The 15,566-nt window shown below is 61.6% G+C and carries 15 protein-coding genes; all 15 read right to left on the reverse strand.

Going from position 1 to position 15,566, the window contains the following annotated elements; translation table 11 throughout:
* Window positions 1-7 precede the first annotated feature (7 nt).
* Window positions 8-478: a CvpA family protein gene (locus tag ACLIKD_RS14415; protein WP_428825607.1), complete on the reverse strand. Its 471-nt coding sequence runs from the start codon at window positions 476-478 to the stop codon at window positions 8-10.
* 17 nt (window positions 479-495) lie between these two features.
* Window positions 496-1,233 carry an SPOR domain-containing protein gene (locus ACLIKD_RS14420; RefSeq protein WP_226416936.1) on the reverse strand — a complete coding sequence of 246 codons (738 nt, stop codon included), beginning with the start codon at window positions 1,231-1,233 and terminating at the stop codon, window positions 496-498.
* Window positions 1,234-1,236: 3 nt separating this feature from the next.
* Window positions 1,237-2,547 carry a bifunctional tetrahydrofolate synthase/dihydrofolate synthase gene (gene folC, locus ACLIKD_RS14425; protein ID WP_428825608.1) on the reverse strand — a complete coding sequence of 437 codons (1,311 nt, stop codon included), beginning with the start codon at window positions 2,545-2,547 and terminating at the stop codon, window positions 1,237-1,239.
* Entirely contained in the window at window positions 2,544-3,413 is an 870-nt protein-coding gene (gene accD, locus ACLIKD_RS14430) for an acetyl-CoA carboxylase, carboxyltransferase subunit beta (RefSeq protein WP_226416938.1), read from the reverse strand. The genes folC and accD overlap by 4 nt, the downstream gene beginning before the upstream one ends.
* A complete protein-coding gene (gene trpA, locus ACLIKD_RS14435) occupies window positions 3,410-4,216 on the reverse strand; it encodes a tryptophan synthase subunit alpha (RefSeq protein WP_428825609.1) in 807 nt (268 codons plus the stop codon). Before trpA ends, accD begins: the two co-directional genes overlap by 4 nt.
* Entirely contained in the window at window positions 4,216-5,421 is a 1,206-nt protein-coding gene (gene trpB / locus ACLIKD_RS14440; protein WP_226416940.1) for a tryptophan synthase subunit beta, read from the reverse strand. The genes trpA and trpB overlap by 1 nt, the downstream gene beginning before the upstream one ends.
* 118 nt (window positions 5,422-5,539) lie before the next feature.
* Window positions 5,540-6,175, reverse strand: coding sequence for a phosphoribosylanthranilate isomerase (locus ACLIKD_RS14445; RefSeq protein WP_428825610.1), 636 nt, complete (start codon window positions 6,173-6,175; stop codon window positions 5,540-5,542).
* Entirely contained in the window at window positions 6,172-6,960 is a 789-nt protein-coding gene (gene truA, locus ACLIKD_RS14450) for a tRNA pseudouridine(38-40) synthase TruA (RefSeq protein ID WP_428825611.1), read from the reverse strand. Before truA ends, ACLIKD_RS14445 begins: the two co-directional genes overlap by 4 nt.
* Complete coding sequence (locus ACLIKD_RS14455; RefSeq protein ID WP_428825612.1) at window positions 6,957-7,550, reverse strand: hypothetical protein; 594 nt, start codon at window positions 7,548-7,550, stop codon at window positions 6,957-6,959. Before ACLIKD_RS14455 ends, truA begins: the two co-directional genes overlap by 4 nt.
* A gap of 62 nt (window positions 7,551-7,612) precedes the next feature.
* The gene (locus tag ACLIKD_RS14460) at window positions 7,613-10,657 is read right to left on the reverse strand and encodes a FimV/HubP family polar landmark protein (protein WP_428825613.1); all 3,045 of its coding nucleotides are present in this window, start codon (window positions 10,655-10,657) and stop codon (window positions 7,613-7,615) included.
* Between the two features lie 275 nt (window positions 10,658-10,932).
* Window positions 10,933-12,066: an aspartate-semialdehyde dehydrogenase gene (asd, locus tag ACLIKD_RS14465; RefSeq protein WP_428825614.1), complete on the reverse strand. Its 1,134-nt coding sequence runs from the start codon at window positions 12,064-12,066 to the stop codon at window positions 10,933-10,935.
* Window positions 12,067-12,117: 51 nt separating this feature from the next.
* Window positions 12,118-13,173: a 3-isopropylmalate dehydrogenase gene (gene leuB, locus ACLIKD_RS14470; RefSeq protein ID WP_428825615.1), complete on the reverse strand. Its 1,056-nt coding sequence runs from the start codon at window positions 13,171-13,173 to the stop codon at window positions 12,118-12,120.
* A gap of 95 nt (window positions 13,174-13,268) precedes the next feature.
* A complete protein-coding gene (leuD, locus tag ACLIKD_RS14475) occupies window positions 13,269-13,907 on the reverse strand; it encodes a 3-isopropylmalate dehydratase small subunit (protein WP_428825616.1) in 639 nt (212 codons plus the stop codon).
* Window positions 13,907-14,122: an entericidin EcnAB gene (locus tag ACLIKD_RS14480; protein ID WP_428825617.1), complete on the reverse strand. Its 216-nt coding sequence runs from the start codon at window positions 14,120-14,122 to the stop codon at window positions 13,907-13,909. The genes leuD and ACLIKD_RS14480 overlap by 1 nt, the downstream gene beginning before the upstream one ends.
* 10 nt (window positions 14,123-14,132) lie before the next feature.
* Window positions 14,133-15,539 (reverse strand): 3-isopropylmalate dehydratase large subunit, encoded by a 1,407-nt coding sequence (gene leuC, locus ACLIKD_RS14485; RefSeq protein WP_428825618.1) that lies wholly within the window; start codon window positions 15,537-15,539, stop codon window positions 14,133-14,135.
* Window positions 15,540-15,566: the final 27 nt, after the last annotated feature.

The raw sequence follows: 15,566 nt of genomic DNA on the forward strand, positions 1-15,566 counted from the left end.
TTCCTGCCTAACTAAATCGAATTCGTTTTGCCAAATCGTCCGGCAACCATTGTCTGGCCACCAAAACCGCTGTTTCCAACGGCGGCGAAAGCGTCGCTTCGCGCCACCATGACTGCTTCGGAGCGGCAGTCATGCCACCCAGGCCAACCAGCACCATGGTGACCAGCACGCCCCGCACCAAACCAAAAATCATTCCCAACAAACGGTCCGACAGGCTCAAGCCAAGCGCCTTGACCATACTGCTCACCGCCCAGCGAACCAGCGACATCGCCAGCAACACGCCGACGAAAATCAATACACAACCGGCCAGCGTCCGCACCGACGGGTCGGCGATGCTGGTAAACACGGTCTGCCCGGCCGGGCCGCCGAACTCGATGGCGGCAAACACGCCAAGCACCCAGGCGCCCAGCGCAATCACCTCGCCAACCACGCCGCGCCACAGCCCGAAGAGCAGCGACAAGCTGATGATGCCGATCACGACATAATCGAACGTCGTCATTGTTTTGCTGCAACAACCCCGGAAACGCCGATACGCTGCATCTTCGCCGCCGCCGCCTCAGCCGCTTCCCGACTGGCAAAAGGCCCGGCCCGGACGCGGATTTTCTTGCCCTGCGGCGTATCGAGCGGCTCGCTGAAGACCTTGATGCCCTGCTCGCTCAGCTTGGCTTTCAGGTTTTTGACATTCGCTTCGTTGGAAAATGCCCCGATCAACACCAAAAATTCTCCGCCCTTGGCCGCCGGCTTGGCCTCGGCGCCCTGTCCGGCAAGAATCGCCGCGGCCCGCTTGGCATCGTCATTCTTGACCACCGGCTTTTCGACGGGTTTGTCCGCCGCTTTGGCAGCCGGTTTGTCCACCGGTTTCTCGGGCGTCTTGGCAACCGGCTTCTCGGGAGCCTTCTCGGGCTTGACCACGGGCTTCTCAACAGCCTTGTCGGCCGGCGCTTCCTTGACCACTTCGACGACGCGAGCGCTCGGCGCCACCGCAGCCTTGGGCTCCGGCACTTCGGCCGGCGGCTTGGCCGCCGTGTCGACGGGTGCGACAGCGAATTTCGGGGCAAACGGCTTTTCGTCCTGGCCGGGAATGCGAATCTCCACATCCTGGACGACCTGCCGCGGTTCGTTATCCATCACCAGCGGCAGCACGATGGCCACTACCGAAACGAAGGCGACCGCACCCACCAGCCGGCGACGGGCGCGCTTTTTGAGTTGCAACTGGGTATCGTTGTCTGCCATGTACTAGGGTTTCTTCCGCAACGCTTGAAGCGCTCCGGCTACCGTGTAGAACGAACCAAAGGCCATAATTCTATCACTTTCGGCGGCCCCTCCCTTCGCTGCCTGCATTGCCGCAGCGGGTGAGGCATGGCAGACGATCTCACCGCCCAGACCGGCATCGACGATGACGGCGGCCAGGGTTTCGGCTGTTGCGCCTCGCGGGCCGGGCAAAGTCGCGAGATGCCAGATGTCGATCTTGCCCTTCAACGGCAGCAAAGCCCCGACGATATCCTTGTCCTTGAGCATCCCGAGGACAGCATGGGTGCTGTTGAAGAAGCCCATGTTCGCCAGATTGTCGGCCAGCACCTTGATCGCCTGCGGGTTGTGGCCGACATCGAGGACGATGGCCGGCTTGCCCGGCAGCACCTGAAAGCGGCCGGGCAGTTCGGTTTCGATCAGGCCGGGACGAATCGCCTGCATGGTCACCGGCAACAGGTCGACCAGCGCTTCGAGCGCGGCCAGCGCCACGGCTGCGTTGTACAGCTGGGTCGGTCCACGCAGGCCGGGATAGGCCAGCGAGCGCTTCAGCAACCGCTCGCCGGAGCGACACCACCAGCGCCATTGCAGACGGTTTTCTCCGCTTTCGGCCGGCGGACGCTCGAAACCGAAATCGCGGCCGATCAAGCGCAAGTCGGCACCGATCGTCGCTGCGTGGTCGAGCAGACTGTGCGGCGGCTGCGGATCGGCACAGAAAGCCGGTTTGCCGGAACGGTAGATGCCGGCTTTTTCAAAACCGATGCGCTCGCGATCCGGCCCCAACCAGTCGGTGTGATCGAGGGCCACCGTGGTGACGATGGAGACATCCGGCTCGTAGGCATTGACCGCATCCAGCCGTCCGCCCAGACCGACTTCGAGGATGGCAGCTTCGACACCGGCGGCGGCAAACACTTCCCAGGCGGCCAGCGTCCCGAATTCGAAGTAAGTCAGCGCGACGCTGCCGGCTTGCTGGCGCGCCGCTTCGACGCGAGCGAAGGCGGCACACAGCGCCTCATCGGCAACCGGCCGACCGTTCAGGCGAACCCGCTCGTTGTAGGCCAGCAGGTGCGGCGAGGTATAACAACCGACCTTGTAGCCGGCGCGGTCGATGATGTTTTCCAGATAGGCGCAGGTCGAGCCCTTGCCATTGGTGCCCCCGACGACGATGACCGGGCAATGCTGGGCCTGGCCGAGGGCCGCCTTGACGAGACGAATCCGATCCAGGCCCAGCTCGATACCGGCCTGACCTTTCGGGTGCAGGCCTTCGAGATGGAGCAGCCAGTCGTCGAGCGTCTTCAAGCGGCAGCCGGCAATTTTTGCAACAGCGCCAGAACGCGCGCCACCTGATCGCGCATTTCGCGACGGTCGACAATCATGTCGATGGCGCCCTTTTCCATAATGAATTCGGAGCGCTGGAAGCCTTCCGGCAAGGTTTCGCGCACCGTCTGCTCGATGACGCGCGGGCCGGCAAAGCCGATCAGCGCCTTCGGTTCGGCGATGACCACGTCACCGACAAAAGCGAAGGAGGCCGAAACGCCGCCCATGGTCGGATCGGTCAGGATCGAGATGAAGGGCAGACCGGCCTGCGAGAGCTTGGTCAGCGAGGCGGTCGTCTTGGCCATCTGCATCAGCGAAAACAGGCCTTCCTGCATACGCGCACCGCCGGAAGCGGTAATGCAGATGAAGGGCATTTTCTGCTCGACCGCGACCTGGACGCCACGCACGAAGCGCTCGCCGAGCACGGAACCCATCGAGCCGCCCATGAACTGGAACTCGAAAGCGGCGGCAACGACCGGCATCGTCTTGATCGCCCCTTGCAGGCAAACCAGGGAATCGCTCTCGCCGGTCGCCTCGTTGGCTTCCATCAGACGATCCGGGTAGCGCTTCGAGTCCTTGAACTTCAGGGTGTCCACCGGCACGACTTCGGCGCCGATTTCGAAACGGCCTTCCGGATCCAGCAGCAGATCGAGACGCTGACGGGCATTCAGGCGATTGTGGTGGCCGCACTTCGGACAGACCTGGAGGTTGTTTTCCAGATCGGTCGCGTACAACACGGCCTCGCATGACGGGCATTTGCTCCACAGGCCTTCGGGCAGCGAACCGCGGCGCTGAACGCCTTGTTCGCGCTTGATCTTGGGGGGAAGAAGCTTGGTCAGCCAACTCATTGTTTCACCTCATCGACACCCCGACGAATATCCGCGACCAGTGCTTTCACATTGGCACAGGCGGTTTCGGCGGTGGATTTTTCAATTTCTTCAATAATCCGGCTGCCGACCACGACAGCATCGGCAATACGGGCAATACGGGCAGCGGTCGACGCGTCACGAATGCCGAAACCGACGCCGACCGGCAGGCCGGTCTTTTCCCGAATCAGCGGCAGCCGTTCGGCGACTGCCTCGATATTCAGATTTCCCGCCCCGGTCACCCCGGCCAGCGAAACGTAGTAAACATAACCACTGGCCACGGCGGCGACCTGCTCGATACGCGCAGCAGTCGAGGTCGGGGCGAGCAGGAAAATCGGATCCATGCCGTGCGCCTTCATCGTCGCGCCGAAGCTGGCGGCCTCTTCCGGCGGATAATCGACGACCAGCACGCCATCGACGCCGGCCTGTGCGGCGTTGGCCGCAAATTTTTCCAGGCCCATCGCCTCGATCGGATTGGCATAGCCCATCAGCACTACCGGCGTCTTGCCATCGGTCGCCCGGAAGGCGACCACCAGTTCGAGCACCTTACGCAGGCTCATGCCCTTGGCCAGAGCACGTTCGGAGGCACGCTGGATGGTCGGACCGTCGGCCATCGGGTCGGAAAACGGCACGCCGAGCTCGATGACATCGGCGCCGGCATCGACCAGGGTGTGCATCAGCGGCAGGGTCAGCGCGGCGTCGGGATCCCCGGCGGTGATGAAGGGAATCAGCGCCTTGCGGCCTTCGCCGGCGAGGCGTTCAAAAGTGGATTTAATGCGCGACATCAGAAAGTGATCCCGGATTTCTCGGCCACGGTGTGCATATCCTTGTCACCCCGACCGGAGAGGTTGACCAGCAGAATTTTGTCCTTGGCCATGCTCGGCGCCAGCTTGGCGGCGTAGGCCAGGGCATGGCTCGATTCGAGCGCCGGGATGATGCCTTCGATGCGGCACAGGGTATGGAAGGCGGCGAGCGCCTCGCTGTCGGTCACCGTCACGTATTCGGCGCGGTGGATATCCTTCAGCCAGGCATGCTCGGGGCCGACACCGGGATAGTCGAGACCGGCCGAGATCGAGTGGGTCTCGATGATCTGACCATCCTCGTCCTGCAGCAGGTAGGTACGGTTGCCGTGCAGCACGCCAGGCACTCCCTCGGTCAACGAAGCCGAGTGGCGCCCGGTTTCGATCCCCTCACCGGCCGCTTCGACGCCGATCAGGCGGACACCGTCCACGGGAATATACGGATAGAAAATGCCCATCGCGTTGGAGCCGCCACCGACGCAGGCAATCACCGCATCCGGCTGACGCCCGGCCATTTCCGGCATCTGCGTCAGGCATTCCTCGCCGATGATCTTCTGGAAATCGCGGACCAGCATCGGGTAGGGGTGCGGGCCGGCCACCGTGCCGATGATGTAGAAGGTGTTGGCGATGTTGGTCACCCAGTCGCGCATCGCTTCGTTCAGCGCATCCTTCAGCGTCTTCGAGCCGCTTTCCACCGGCACCACCGTCGCACCGAGCAGTTTCATGCGATAGACGTTGGCGGCCTGCCGCTTGACGTCCTCGCTGCCCATATAGACCACGCATTCCATGCCGTAGCGGGCAGCGACGGTCGCCGTCGCGACACCGTGCTGGCCGGCGCCGGTTTCGGCGATGACCCGCGGCTTGCCCATGCGGCGAGCCAGCATGGCCTGGCCGATGCAGTTGTTTACCTTGTGGGCGCCGGTGTGATTGAGGTCTTCACGCTTCAGATAGATCTGCGCGCCGCCAAGCATCTCCGACCAGCGCTTGGCGTGGTAGATCGGCGACGGACGGCCGACGAAATGCTTGAGTTCGTACTCGTACTCGGCACGAAAAGCGGGATCGGCCTGCGCCTCGGCGTAGGCGGCTTTCAGTTCATCGAGCGCGCCGAACAGGGTTTCGGCAACAAAAACGCCACCATAAGGACCAAAATGGCCGCTGGCGTCGGGAAAGTTATACGGGCTATGGGACATGGCAAAACTCCTTGAAAGATTGGACGAAAAAGAACGACCGTCCGACTTCAAGGATGATTCGCCAGATGGTGCCGCCAACAGGTTCGGGTGATGCCACCCGCCGATTCCCGCATATTCCCTACCCTTCGTTAACTGCCACGTCCGCCGCGCGCACGGCGGCGACGAAGGCAGCGATTTTCGCGTGATCCTTGATGCCCTTGCTCATTTCCACTCCGGACGAAACATCCACTGCTGCTGGATGCACACGCCGCACGGCATCGCCGACATTCTCGGCGGTCAACCCGCCAGAGAGTACCAGAAAGCCCGGCAAGCCTGACGGGATCAGCGTCCAGTCGAAAACATGACCGCCACCGCCGTAACCTTCGACGAAGGCGTCGAGCAGCAAACCGCGACTCTCGGGAAACGAGCCGGAGAATTCTACCAGATCGAGTCCCGGCCTCACCCGCGCCGCCCGCAGATAGGGCTGAGCGAACTGGCGGCAATAGGCGGGATCCTCGTCGCCGTGAAACTGCAGCAGGCTGATCGGCACCTGCCGGCAGACGCTACGCACGGTTTCCGCTGTTTCATTGACGAACAGGCCGACGACATCGACGAACGGCGGAATCCGCTTGACCAGCTCAGCCGCCTGCTGCGGCGTTACGTAACGCGGACTGGGCGGATAGAAGACGAAGCCGAGCGCATCAGCCCCGGCGGCTACCGCCGCATCGACATCTTCGGCGCGGGTCAGGCCGCAAATCTTGATTCGCGTCTTCACTTCAGCACTCCATCGAGAAAATCGTCGTCCGGATCGGGCAAGCCCCAGTGTGGCTCATAAATCGGCCCACAGAAATAGAGGCCATCCGGCGAGAAGGTCGGTGCCGCCTGTTTGCGGTCCCTGGCCAGCAACAATTCATCGATCCAGGCCGGCGACTGCGTTCCCTTGCCGATGTAAACCAGACTGCCGACCAGATTGCGCACCATATGATGGAGGAAAGCACTGGCCTCGAAATCGAAAACGAAGAGACTGCCCTGCTGGCGCACGTCGGCCCGCCACAGCGTTTTCACCGGCGTCTTGGCCTGGCAGCCGGCGGCCCGAAAAGCGGAGAAGTCGTGCTCGCCAAGCAGGCCACGCGCCGCCTCCTGCATCGGCCCCAGTTCGAGCGGCCCATGGAACCAGCCGACCCGGCCGGCCCAGAGGCCCGGACGTTGCGGTCGATTGAGCAGCAGATAGCGATAACGCCGACCCCGCGCACTGAACCTGGCGTGAAACTCGGGATCAACCGCTTGCGCCCAGCGCACTGCGACCCCTTCCGGCAAATGCGAATTGACGCCGCGTACCCAGGCAGTCAGCGGCCGCTCGACCGGCGCATCGAAATGCACGACCTGATGGCTGGCATGTACGCCGGCGTCGGTCCGGCCGGCACAAATCACACCGATCGGCAGGCCGGCGATTTCGCCCAGCGCGGCTTCCAGCGCATCCTGCACCGTACCGCCCTGCAACTGGCTCTGCCAGCCATGAAAGCCGCTGCCAAAATACTCGACCCCCAGCGCAATCCTCACAGCAACGACGCTCCCAGCAATATTGCGGCGATCAGCACGACGGCCCGCGTATCGGCCGTGCGCCAGGCTGGCTGGCTGAGATGCAGGACGTTGGGGCCGAGCGCGTGATCCGGTTCGGCGTCGAGCATTTTTTTCCACGCTCCCTTTTCGGGCGGTGACTGCAAATTTTCCATGACCAGCGACAAACGGACGACCAGACGCTCGCTGTCCAGCCCAAGTCGCCCAACCGGCAACAGTAAGGCCCAAAGCGCGCCAACCAGACCGTCACGCCCCAGACGATTGAACAGCCAGGCCAGACTGCCCAGCATCACCAGCAGGCGAGCCGCCTGCAGATTGGCTTCCACAATGCCTTCATAGGTCGGCGCCCAAGCCAAATCCCACAACGCTTCACCTGGCGTGTTGTAGGCAAGAATGAGCCAGAGCATCAACAGCAACCAGCGGGCGCGCCGAACGTAACCGAGCCACGGCCGGACAGCGCCAGGGGCCGACAGAATGATGACCAGCGCCAGCAAGCCCAGCCCGGGATAACCGAGAAACTGCACGGCAAGGACGACCGCCAGCCAGGCGAGCAAGGAAACGGAAGGATGCAAAGCGGACTCCCAAAATGCACACAGCCCCTTGCGGGGCCATGTGCCATTCACAAACGGTGATTTTACTCGCCTATTCGGCCGAGAATCGCACGCGCCTGCTCAACCAGATCGACCGGCCCCTCAGCAACCACCTCCTGAAGCAATTCACGCGCGCCTTCGAGATCGCCCATTTCCTCGTAGGCTTTCGCCAGATCGAGCTTGGTGTTCACTTCTTCCCACTGGGAATCCTGAACAGGAGCCTCTTCTGGCGAGATTTCAACCGGTTGCGACTCAGGTTCGGGCGCCGGTTGCACCTCGGCTGCCGGTTCGGCCGGCTGGGTAACTACCTCGACCGGCGCTTCGGCCGCCAGATCAAGGTTGATCGAACCAATATCGAAGTCGGTCGGCATCATCGGCTGACCGAGGAAGACGGAGTCAGTCAACTTGACGTCGAACTCAAGCGAATCGGCATCGAGAACACCCGTATTAACCATCGTATTGGCCAGTTGCGGATTATCGAAATCCACCTCCTCGGCCAGCGAATTCGGGGCAACTACCGTTTCAGTCGCCGAATTTTCTTCATTTTCGATATTTGCGCTAATTGGGTTGATCGAGGTCTCAGTCGCCGAGGAATCCATATCCAGGTCGAAATCGACCATCGGCGGCTCTTCCTGATACGGCGGCTCGGCAGCAAAAGCGCTGGCCGAAGTATCGCCACCAACATAAGTGCTGGCTGCATCCATGCCCGATGGCATGACCAACGTACCCTCTGGCGAGAAGTCGAGAGCATCTTCGCTGGCCACTTCCGGCGGGGCGAACTCTTCAGCAACCGGCAAATCGAAATCGACGTCATCGACCTTCAGGTCATCGGCCCCATGCAAGTCGCCGGCGGACACATCGGCTACCACCGGCTCAGCAACAGGAGCCGGCGCCTCCACACCCAGGTCGAAATCGAGCGCATCGTTGGTATCAACCGCCAACGATGTATCGACCGGCTCTTCGGCATCCAGTTTGACTTCCGGCGCCAACTCGGGGGAACCGAGGTCGAAATCGAGGCTCATCAGGTCGGCATCGGCAGTCAGATCGGTCGCTTCCGGTTCGGCAGCAACTTCTGCAACCGGCTCGACCTCAGCCAACTCCGACAAAAGCAGCGTGTCTGTTTCAAAATCATCGGCCGGTGCGGCATTCTCCGGCGACGATGCCTCCGCGGCCAACTGGGCCAATTCACCGGGCATGGCCAGCGTTGCCTTGCCTGTTTTATCCGGCGCAACGATCATCGTGGCATCCGGATCGAAAGACTCCGCCTGTCCGCGCGAACCCGAATACAGCGGGTTGGCCGGATCAAGGCCGACACCCAGCGCAGCAACCTTTTCCCAATCGGCACCTACGCCGCCGGTCTGGGCATACAACTCGCTGGCCAGCGTCTCGAACTGCTTGAGACTGCGCCGGTTGGCATAAATTTCCAGGAGCTTGGCATGAATGGCCGTACGCTGCGGATCCTTCTGCAAGGCCTCGAGCAAGATTTCTTCAGCCTGGGTATCACGGCCATAGGCCATGTACACATCGGCTTCGGCGACCGGATCAACCTCATCGGTATCGATCGTACCCGGCCCCGTCTGGCTGAAATCGCCAGTTTGCGGCGCGGTGTTCCCGGTATCGACACTCTGACCGCCGGTCATCCGGAAGACGGAGTTGGGGCCAAGGCTTGACGGCCCCGGGGCAGCGGTTGTCTCGAGAGACGAAGGCTCGCCACGCCGACGCTTGTAGAAGAAGTAGCCGGCGAGCAAGGCCAGGATGCCACCACCGCCGACCAGCGGCAGAGGATCGCCCAGCAGCGAATCGAGGAAGCTCGGCTCAGGTTCCGGTTCGGCCGCCGGCACCGGCGGCGGCACAGGCGCCTTCGGTGACGGCTCGACCGGCCTCGCCTCTTCGGCTACCTTCGGCGGCTCGACCGGTTCGGCCGGTTTCGCCACCTCGGCCAACTTCGGCTGTTCGAGCGGCTTTGCCGCCTCGACGACTTTCGCTGGCTCGACTTGCTTCGGCGGTTCGACCGGCTTGATTTCTTCCTTCTTAGCTGCGGTCTGCTGTTGCAATTCCGCCAGCTTCTGATTCTTCATTTCAACGAGTTTCTGCAACTCGAGGACATTCTTCTCAAGCAGCGCCAGACGATCCTGCGCTTCCTTGAGCGCCTTGCCCTTGGCAATCTTGTCGGCTTCGCTGTCGGCCGCAGCCTTGCTGGCTGCCGCGCTGGTTGCCGCCAATTCGGTGGGCGAAACCTTGAGCTGATCCTTGCCCTGCTGGGCCGGCGCAGCCTTCTCTTCGACCTTGGCAGTAATCTTTCCGGAACTCGACTGGCTTACCGACTCTTCCTTGGCCGATGCTTTGGCAGTCGTGGCGGCCAGCTTCTGGCGATAGGCATTCCAATCGGCGGCTTGCGCGACATAAATCTTTTTCGCCTCGGCATCGGACACGGCTTCGACCGCTGCTCGCTCGGGAATGCCGAGGATGGCGCCTGCCTTCAGGCGATTCACGTTATCGCCGATGAAAGCATCGGGATTTTTCTGGAATAGCCCGACCAGCATCTGCTCGAGCGAAACACCGTCATGCTTGGTTTCGGTGGCGATCTTGCGCAACGTCTCGCCCGGCCGAACGACTCTCGTCCCTGTGGCATCGGCCTTCTGCGGCTCGCTCGCCACTTTCGGCGCCGACGCGGGTCGGGTGCTGCTCCTGGCCGGCGCCGGCCGCTCAACCATCGCCCCGCCACCTTGCACGGTCTCGACAATACGCGCCTCGGCAACCGGACGCGACGCCTGTTTCACAGCGATCTCGGGCGGATCGAGCAGGAAGGTATATTCGCGTACCAGCCGCCCGGCGGGCCAGTTCAGTTCGACCAGAAAGTCGAGAAAGGGCTCGTTGACCGGCTTGAACGATGTCACCTTGACCACCGCCTGCCCATTGGGCCGCTTCTCGATGGCAAAGCGCAGATCGAGCAGCACCGAAGCGAAGTCAACGCCGGCCTGGCGGAAAGCATCCTGGGGCGCAAGACGCGCCGTCATACCGGAAAGTTCGTCGCGGTTCGCACCGATCTCGACCTCGGCCCGCAGGGGCTGGCCCAGACCGGACAACACAGTGAGTTTTCCGAGACCCGCAGCCTCGGCGATCCATGGTGCGAAGGACAAACAAGAGGCGACTGCAAGTGCAGCCGCCCGCTTTTTGAATTTGGAGCAATTCGTTTCGTTCACAGCGAAACCTTGAGCGTCGATTTTGGGACTTTCAAATTAACATCATGGACTTAGCAATGCAAGCTAAACCTGCTTCTCATAGGCGACTTTTGGCATATTCCCAACAAATAAAAACCGGGATCGCAATCCCGGTTTTTGATCCACTTCGCCAACTTCGCAAATCAGGCGTCGAGCAAAATCCGCAACATCCGCCGCAACGGCTCGGCAGCCCCCCACAGCAGCTGGTCGCCACAAGTGAAGGCGGCGAGATACTCCGGACCCATCGCCATCTTGTGCAGACGACCGACCGGCACCGTCAGCGTGCCGGTGACAGCAGCCGGCGTCAGTTCGCGCTCGGAGATCTCGCGCTCATTCGGCACCACCTTGGCCCATGGATTGGCCTTGGCGAGCATGTCGCTGATTTCGTCGAGCGGCACATCCTTTTTCAGCTTGATGGTCAGCGCCTGGCTATGGCAGCGCATGGCGCCGATGCGCACGCATAGACCATCGATCGGGATCGAACCGGCCGAACGGAAAGCCGGCTTGCCGAGGATCTTGTTGCACTCGGCGCCGCCCTTCCACTCTTCCTTCGACTGACCGTTCTCGTAGGGCACGTCGATCCACGGGATCAACGAACCGGCGAGCGGCGTGTTACGGAAGTTCTTCTTCGGGAAGGCATCCGAACGGATGGTTTCGGCCACCTTGCGGTCGATGTCGAGAATCGCCGAAGCTGGGTCGGCCAGCAGATCGGCGACGGACGAATGGATAGCGCCCATCTGGGAGATCAGCTCGCGCATGTTCTGCGCGCCCGCGCCGGAAGCGGCCTGATAGGTCATTGAGGTTGCCCATTCGATCAGGTCGTTCTGGAACAGGCCGCCAAGGCCCATCAGCATCAGGGAAACCGTGCAGTTGCCGCCGATCCAGTTCTTGCCACCCTTGGCCAGCGCATCCTTGATCACGTGCATGTTAACCGGGTCGAGGACGATCACGGCATCGTCGGCCATGCGCAACGACGACGCAGCATCGATCCAGTGACCGTTCCAGCCGGACGCACGCAGCTTGGGGAAGACTTCCTTGGTGTAGTCGCCGCCCTGACAGGTAATGACGATTTCGCAGGCTTTCAGCGCCTCAATCGAGGAAGCATCCTGCAACGGCAGGGAGGCTTCCTTGCCGCCAAATACCGGCGCTTTGCCACCGGCGGCGGAGGTGGAGAAATACACCGGATCGATATGGGCGAAATCGCCCTCTTCGACCATGCGCTGCATCAGCACGGAACCGACCATGCCACGCCAACCGACCAGACCAACCTTCTTCATGTCATCACTCTCCGAGTCAAACCTGTTTAACGCGCCACGGCGCTTTTGGTATTACGCCAGCGCCGCCAGCACGGCGTCGCCCATTTCCTTAGTCCCAACCTTGTTGGTACCGCGCTCGTAGATATCGCCGGTGCGATAACCTTGCGCCAAGACCTTTTTGACCGCATTCTCGATGCGGAGTGCCTGCTCTTCCAGGCCGAAGGTGTAGCGCAGCATCATCGCCGCCGAGAGGATCGTTGCCAGCGGATTGGCGATGCCTTTGCCGGCGATGTCCGGCGCCGAACCGTGCGACGGCTCGTAGAGGCCCTTGTTCTTGTCGTCCAGCGAGGCGGACGGCAGCATGCCGATCGAGCCGGTGAGCATCGAGGCTTCGTCGGACAGGATGTCGCCGAACATGTTGCCGGTAACCATCACGTCGAACTGTTTCGGTGCCTTGACCAGCTGCATCGCGGCATTGTCTACCAGCATGTGGCTGAGTTCGACATCCGGGTAATCCTTGCTGGTCTCGATCATCACGTCGCGCCAGAGCTGCGTGCATTCGAGCACATTCATCTTGTCGACCGAACACAGCTTCTTGTTGCGCTTCTGCGCCGCCTGGAACGCGACATGGCCAATGCGGCGGATTTCCGATTCGCTATAGACCATGGTGTTGAAACCGACGCGCTCGCCGTTTTCTTCACGAATGCCGCGCGGCTGACCGAAATAGATATCGCCGGTCAGTTCGCGGACAATCAGGATATCCAGCCCGGCAACAACTTCCGGCTTCAGCGTCGAAGCATTGGCCAGTTCCGGATAGAGGATGGCCGGCCGCAGGTTGGCGAACAGGTTGAGGTCCTTGCGGATGCCGAGCAGGCCACGCTCCGGGCGCTTCTCGCGAGGCAGCGCATCCCACTGCGGGCCGCCGACGGCGCCGAGCAGCACGGCATCGGCTTCGCGGGCCAGTTTCTGGGTTGCCTCGGGATAGGGAACGCCGGCCGCATCGACCGCTGCGCCGCCGAGCAAAGCCTCTTCCATCTCGAACTTGAGGTCGAGGGAGTTCAGGACACGCACTGCCTGGGCAGTGATTTCGGGACCAATGCCGTCACCCGGCAGAACACAAATCTTCATATTTTTAGGATCCAGTGGTTAGGATTTAGGATCGAGCCAGAAGCCTTGCCAGTCGGTAATGCTGACTAATAGCTCAAACCCCTAATAACTAATGACTAACTAAACAGCCAGGGCTGGTTGATACGACGCTTCTCTTCAAATTCGCGGATTTTTTCGGCGTGACGCAGGGTCAGGCCGATATCGTCCCAGCCATTGATCAGACATTCCTTGCGAAAGGCATCGATCGAGAAGGGGATGCCGTAGCCGTCCGGACGAATCACCACCTGCGCCTGCAGATCGACGACCAGCTTGTAGCCCGGCGTCGCTTCGACCTGCTTGAACAAGGTCTCGACCTCGGCGGCCGGCAACACGATGGGGACAATGCCGTTCTTGTAGCAGTTGTTGAAGAAAATATCGGCAAACGACTCGGCGATGATCGCCTTGAAACCGAAGTCGAGCAGTGCCCACGGCGCATGTTCGCGCGAACTGCCGCAGCCGAAGTTGGCACGGGTCAGCAGAACCTGCGCACCCTGGTAGCGGGGCTGGTTGAGCACGAAATTCGGGTTCTTCGGGCGCCCCGAATTATCCTGACCGGGCTGCCCGACATCCATGTAACGCCACTCGTCGAAAGCGTTCGGACCGAAGCCGGAACGCTTGATCGACTTGAGAAACTGCTTGGGGATGATCGCATCGGTATCGACGTTGTTACGGTCGAGGGGGGCCACCAAACCTTCCAGACGAACAAATTTATCCATTACTCCACCACTTTCTGCACAGCTTCACCCGATTTCTTGAGGGCACCGCCGACGACTTCTCCAGTTTTGTTCAAAGCGCCACCGACGGCCTCGCCACCTTTATGCAGCGCTTCGCCGGTCACCTCGACACCTTGCTTGACGTCCTTTTTGACGCCCTGCGCCGTGTTGCAGGCTGCCAGCCCGCAAACCATGAGTGCGATCAATAGAACACGCATGGCGAGTCCTTTACAGAACTTCCCGCACATCGGCAAAGCGGCCGGCAATTGCTGCCGCTGCGGCCATCGCCGGGCTGACCAGATGGGTACGCCCACCCGGCCCTTGGCGGCCTTCAAAATTGCGGTTGGACGTCGAAGCGCAGCGTTCGCCCGGCTCCAGACGATCGGCATTCATCGCCAGACACATCGAGCAGCCCGGCTCGCGCCACTCGAACCCGGCGGCGACGAAGACCTTGTCCAGACCTTCATCCTCGGCCTGGCGTTTGACCAGCCCGGAACCCGGCACTGCCAAAGCCAGCTTGATGTTGGCGGCGATATGGCGACCCTTGAGCACCGACGCCGCTTCACGCAGATCTTCGATGCGGGAATTGGTGCACGAGCCGATGAAAACCTTGTCGACGCTGATCTGGCTAATCGGCGTATTCGGGTTCAAGCCCATGTACTGCAGCGCCCGCTCCATGCCTTCGCGTTTGACCGGATCGGATTGTTTCGCCGGATCGGGAACGACGGCATCGATGGCGACAACCATTTCCGGCGAGGTACCCCAGGTCACTTGCGGACGAATGTCTTCAGCCTTCAGGGTTACGACGTGATCGAACCGGGCGCCGGCATCGGAATGCAGCGTACGCCAGTAGGCCACCGCCTTGTCCCAGGTCTCGCCCTTGGGCGAGAAGAGGCGACCGCGCAAATAGTCGATTGTCGTGTCGTCGACCGCGACAAAGCCCATCCGCGCACCACCCTCGATGGCCATGTTGCACAAGGTCATCCGGCCTTCCATGGAGAGGCCGCGAATGGCGCTGCCGCCGAATTCGATGGCGTAACCGTTGCCGCCGGCCGTGCCGATGGTGCCGATAATGGCCAGCGCCACGTCCTTGGCCGTAACGCCCTTGCCGAGCTTGCCATCGACGGTGATCAGCATGGTCTTCGATTTTTTCTGCAGCAGGCACTGGGTCGCCAGCACATGCTCGACCTCGGAAGTACCGATGCCGTGCGCCAGACAGGCGAAAGCGCCGTGCGTCGAGGTATGCGAATCACCGCAGACGACGGTCATGCCGGGCAGCGTGGCGCCGTTCTCGGGGCCGACAACATGGACGATGCCCTGCTTCGGATCCTTGAACGGGAAATAAGCCAGCGCCCCGACTTCGCGGATGTTGGCATCCAGGGTTTCGACCTGCTGGCGCGAAACCGGGTCCTTGATGCCTTCTTCCCAGTGGTCGGTCGGCGTGTTGTGGTCGGCCGTCGCAACGATGGAGGAAATCCGCCAGGGCTTGCGGGCAGCCAGTTTCAGGCCCTCGAAGGCCTGCGGGCTGGTCACTTCGTGCACGAGGTGACGATCGATATAGAGGAGGGCCGTGCCATCAGCTTCCTGATGGACCACATGGTTCTCCCAGAGCTTGTCGTAGAGTGTCTTCGCCATGGAACGCTTCAAATTGGCCGTAAAGCG

The sequence above is a fragment of the Azonexus sp. IMCC34842 genome (assembly GCF_050368855.1).
Lineage (GTDB): Bacteria > Pseudomonadota > Gammaproteobacteria > Burkholderiales > Rhodocyclaceae > Azonexus > Azonexus denitrificans_A.

What these genes read in the sequence shown, in the direction of transcription:
- asd (WP_428825614.1), bottom strand. Translation starts at nt 12,066, where the DNA reads ATGAAGAAGGTTGGTCTGGTCGGTTGGCGTGGCATGGTCGGTTCCGTG.
- trpA (WP_428825609.1), bottom strand. Translation starts at nt 4,216, where the DNA reads ATGTCGCGCATTAAATCCACTTTTGAACGCCTCGCCGGCGAAGGCCGC.
- leuC (WP_428825618.1), bottom strand. Translation starts at nt 15,539, where the DNA reads ATGGCGAAGACACTCTACGACAAGCTCTGGGAGAACCATGTGGTCCAT.
- leuD (WP_428825616.1), bottom strand. Translation starts at nt 13,907, where the DNA reads ATGGATAAATTTGTTCGTCTGGAAGGTTTGGTGGCCCCCCTCGACCGT.
- trpB (WP_226416940.1), bottom strand. Translation starts at nt 5,421, where the DNA reads ATGTCCCATAGCCCGTATAACTTTCCCGACGCCAGCGGCCATTTTGGT.
- accD (WP_226416938.1), bottom strand. Translation starts at nt 3,413, where the DNA reads ATGAGTTGGCTGACCAAGCTTCTTCCCCCCAAGATCAAGCGCGAACAA.
- ACLIKD_RS14480 (WP_428825617.1), bottom strand. Translation starts at nt 14,122, where the DNA reads ATGCGTGTTCTATTGATCGCACTCATGGTTTGCGGGCTGGCAGCCTGC.
- ACLIKD_RS14420 (WP_226416936.1), bottom strand. Translation starts at nt 1,233, where the DNA reads ATGGCAGACAACGATACCCAGTTGCAACTCAAAAAGCGCGCCCGTCGC.
- leuB (WP_428825615.1), bottom strand. Translation starts at nt 13,173, where the DNA reads ATGAAGATTTGTGTTCTGCCGGGTGACGGCATTGGTCCCGAAATCACT.